Source organism: Xenorhabdus sp. SGI246 (genome assembly GCF_040838225.1).
GTDB classification, from domain to species: domain Bacteria; phylum Pseudomonadota; class Gammaproteobacteria; order Enterobacterales; family Enterobacteriaceae; genus Xenorhabdus; species Xenorhabdus indica.
In genome coordinates this window covers 1-3521 of record NZ_JBFPEZ010000125.1, presented here as the reverse complement: position 1 = coordinate 3521, position 3521 = coordinate 1, and the positions used below count along the sequence as shown (strand labels likewise).

8 protein-coding genes are annotated in these 3521 nt (G+C 43.8%); 1 reads left to right on the top strand and 7 read right to left on the bottom strand.

Going from position 1 to position 3521, the window contains the following annotated elements:
• Positions 1 to 45 precede the first annotated feature (45 nt).
• From ABLA85_RS18240 to ABLA85_RS18210, 7 genes are all read right to left on the bottom strand, one after another.
• A complete protein-coding gene (locus ABLA85_RS18240; RefSeq protein WP_367965744.1) occupies positions 46 to 1227 on the bottom strand; it encodes a DUF3596 domain-containing protein in 1182 nt (393 codons plus the stop codon).
• A complete protein-coding gene (locus ABLA85_RS18235) occupies positions 1182 to 1394 on the bottom strand; it encodes an excisionase (protein ID WP_367965743.1) in 213 nt (70 codons plus the stop codon). The genes ABLA85_RS18240 and ABLA85_RS18235 overlap by 46 nt, the downstream gene beginning before the upstream one ends.
• On the bottom strand, positions 1394 to 1711 hold the full coding sequence (locus tag ABLA85_RS18230; protein WP_367965742.1) for a hypothetical protein: 318 nt from the start codon (positions 1709 to 1711) through the stop codon (positions 1394 to 1396). Before ABLA85_RS18230 ends, ABLA85_RS18235 begins: the two co-directional genes overlap by 1 nt.
• Positions 1708 to 2376 carry a KilA-N domain-containing protein gene (locus ABLA85_RS18225; protein WP_367965741.1) on the bottom strand — a complete coding sequence of 223 codons (669 nt, stop codon included), beginning with the start codon at positions 2374 to 2376 and terminating at the stop codon, positions 1708 to 1710. The genes ABLA85_RS18230 and ABLA85_RS18225 overlap by 4 nt, the downstream gene beginning before the upstream one ends.
• A 126-nt stretch (positions 2377 to 2502) precedes the next feature.
• Positions 2503 to 2730, bottom strand: a complete 228-nt coding sequence (locus tag ABLA85_RS18220) for a hypothetical protein (RefSeq protein ID WP_367965740.1) — start codon at positions 2728 to 2730, stop codon at positions 2503 to 2505.
• The gene (locus ABLA85_RS18215) at positions 2727 to 3071 is read right to left on the bottom strand and encodes a hypothetical protein (RefSeq protein WP_367965739.1); all 345 of its coding nucleotides are present in this window, start codon (positions 3069 to 3071) and stop codon (positions 2727 to 2729) included. Before ABLA85_RS18215 ends, ABLA85_RS18220 begins: the two co-directional genes overlap by 4 nt.
• A gap of 12 nt (positions 3072 to 3083) precedes the next feature.
• On the bottom strand, positions 3084 to 3314 hold the full coding sequence (locus ABLA85_RS18210; protein WP_367965738.1) for a hypothetical protein: 231 nt from the start codon (positions 3312 to 3314) through the stop codon (positions 3084 to 3086).
• A 28-nt stretch (positions 3315 to 3342) separates the two neighbouring features.
• On the opposite strand from ABLA85_RS18210, the gene ABLA85_RS18205 reads away from it, so the two are divergent.
• On the top strand, positions 3343 to 3521 hold a 179-nt coding region (locus tag ABLA85_RS18205), incomplete at its 3' end, for a helix-turn-helix domain-containing protein (protein WP_367965720.1).

Here is a 3521-nt window from a genome sequence, read left to right as displayed (position 1 = left end):
CATAAATTATTCATGACGACATTATCTAGTGCTGTCCTATTGAATTCAGTTTCCATTCTGGAAACTGATCTGGCGTTCGGTGTTTCCACTATAAGCCTCCAGATATGTACCATAATGTCGAAACAACATTTCAGGTCCCTTGTGTCCCATTTGCGAGGCGAGCCAGAACAGATTTGCACCTTGGCTAATATGCTTGGTGGCAAATGTATGTCTTGTCTGATACGGGTTGCGATAGCGGATGCCTGCTTTTTTTAACGTTGGAACCCAGGCCTTTTTGCGAATGGCATCAGCTCCAGCCCACGGTTCGTTAGTCTTGGGATCTTCGAATATTTCCCTGTCTTTCAAAAAAGTAAAGGACTTCTGGCTGGACAAAGCGAGCATTGCCTGATCATTCAACTCAACCTTTCGCTTTCCTGCTTTGGTTTTTGTTCCTTTAATTACACCTACGACACTGGCAGCGGTAATATGTGCTGTTTTTCCTATGAAATCGATATCTGACCAACGTAATGCACACAATTCAGAACTGCGAAGACCTGTATTAATGGCAAACCGAAAAAGATTTTCCCATTGTTTATTTCCTGCCGCCGAAAGTAAGGCGGTAACTTCATCTGGCGATAAAGGGTCAATAATATATTCTTTATCTTCTTCTGTGCGTTCTGTCTGATACCGGGAGGCCGTTACCAAGCTTACAGGATTAACACTGACTAACCCGTCAGTAACCGCCTCATCAATAGCACTGCGTAAAAAAGACAGTTGATTTCTAATGGTTTTCAAAACGGTTGTTTGCTTTTGAATCCAGTTTTTTAATATTGCAGGCGTTAGATCTACAACAGGCATTCTATGTAAATCAGATAAAGCATTTTTGCATTTTTTATATCCACCGATTGTCGATGGGGATAAATTCCGAGTGCTACAAATTTTTAAATACTCATCTAAATAATCAGCAATTGTACGGGATTTATCTGCATTACCAAAAATAGAAAGTTTATTTGAATTTGGGAAATACTTTGCATAAGAAAAAGTTCCTTTTTCAATATTATTCTGGATTTCCCCTAACAGTCGATCTGCGTATTTAATGTTTTTGTTGTTTACCTCCAGTCGAGAGAGGGGTTCTCTACATAAAACCCCCCTGTAAGTAAATGTTATAACCAGAGTACTTCCCGTTTTGTGTTGACGAACGGTTACCCCCCGAGGGAGGATAAGCTCACTTTGTTTTTTCTGGCCCATTTAGATACCTCAACTAAATCAATCCAACGTTCTTTTACTCCATTAACTTTTAGTACATGAATCCCTTCTATCCAAATTTGACGTTGTAACCGTTTGTTAATGGCATCAATACTTTCTCCGGTATATTGGCAGTATGCTGAAATAGGCACGCAGTCTAAATTCACCATTATTTTTTATTCCTCTGATACCCATTCCCCAAAATCACCTTAGCTACTTTCGCCGGTGTTGCTTTTCTTTCCCATGTTGCATCAAAAATAATGCCGTTCAGTTCCGTAGTGAGAATATCATTCAAATTCTTTGGCCTTTCGCTGTAGGGAACCTGATCAGGCACTCCATTCATCACGTCGATAACCAGCGCAGCGATTTCTTCTTCCCCGCGTTCTGGCTTACGGTATCCCGCTTTCCAGACTGCATCGGTGATATCAGCAGGATCGCCCCAGACTGAGGCGATGATTTGGGTCAGGTGGAATGAGTTATTGATCATTGCTCTTTTCCGTTATCAAGGTCGATAGACAGTTGTCCGGCTTCTTTCAGTGCACTAATCATTTTTTGACGCTTTCCTTTGGTCTTTTTGCGGGCGTTCATGATCTGGCTGCACACAGAAAGTAGTTCAGTTTCTTTCTTTTCATCCCTCGTAAGCTGGTGGCGTAACTCGTCAAATTTACCAACCATGTGATCGAGGGACGGAAGAGCATTAATCCCAATACCTGATTTTCCCGATTTGAAATCGATAAATGCCTGATTCACATCAAGCTGAAAATCCGGGCGAATCCACCCTGCATAAGAAACGGCTATCAGTTCATGAGCGTAAGTGCCGGGTGATGTACCGCCATTGTTGACGCAGACTACTTTTTGAGCAGACGCCAAATATGGCGTCTGGATATTTTTCAATAGCTTAGCTTCCAGTTCTGCGATAAGTTCTTTTGCATGCTTGGTTCTCAGCCATCTGTTGGGTGCTTTTTCCTCACCTTCTTTGCTGGCCTTATGCAGGGTGTTCAGGTTGTAGCGCCCGAATTCATCAAGAGGAATTTCAACGCCGACAACCACGGGTAACAATTTGCCTTTCATTATTTCTTTTTCCTCTTTTTGCCTTTCTTCGGAGTTATCTTCACGTCTGCCACTTTGGGTGCGGGTGGCAGAGGAGGGCACGCGCCCTCGTGAATGTAAAAGTTACGTCTCATGCGGTGAATATGCTGCCTGGTGTAATCCCTGCCATCGTCGATGTGAACTACCGTTCTGACCAGTTCGTCGTTAATGTTCACCATCAGGCGGTGCTCATTTGTCACGGCCTGCCTCCATGCAAATGATTTTGTAAGCCCGCATCATGTGATTCACCTTTCCCGTGAGAATGGTCTTTCTGAAAAAGAAGCCGACAGAAGACGCATGGACAGGCGTAGCTAACAGGGCGGCATCAACGCAACGGTTATGCAGTTGGCGTTCAGTGATGAAACTGGCAATGATGATTTGTGCCGTGCTTCCTTTATCCTGATAGTCGATTTTCATTGAAACGCCCCCTTAGCTGCCAGCGTGTTGCCCATGTCATTGATCATGCTTTGCCATATCTCACGCCCGTAGTTAGTCAGACAGCTATTGACTACGCATTTTTCCATCAAGTTAATGGCTATCACTTCCCATGCCGGGTAATTCTGCTGGAGTACTTCCAGCGCGTAACTATCCACCAGCTCACGAATGCCTTTTATCCCATCAACAATAGCGACATTGATTTCTGTTTTGCCGACTTGCATTGTGAAGTGATCGCCGCCGTTACGGGTTGTTACATCGTGATAGATAGCGGCTGCGTAGGTATTCGCCAGTGCATTAAGACGAAAGTTTTTCGTTATCACTTGAGCCTCCTGTCAATGAATAACCGGCATAGCGTCAAACTCGCCAGCCTCTACAGCTTTGAGTAAATCATCGTGCAAGATAGAAAGCCCCTCGCGTCCTTTCTCAGATAACCAGTTGCCTCTCTCTGGCTGCGTATTGATAAAATCCATATACATTCTGACCGCCATATCTGCGCCTTCTTCGCTACCGGCCTGCTCAAAGGCGATCCCCTCAAGATGGGTTGCTATTAATTCGGTGTTCAAATACGAATAATTGTTGTATTATGGAAAGATGAAAAAAGATACTCGACAACTTCCTCCAGAGATACAGCAATATAATCGGCAATTGGTGATACGCATGTATCAACAAGGGATCTCGCGGAATACCATCGCTGAAACATTAGGTATCAGCTACAACAGCATTTGTATTTGGATAAGAGCCTGGGAAAACAGCGGAGATGAAGCCTTGCT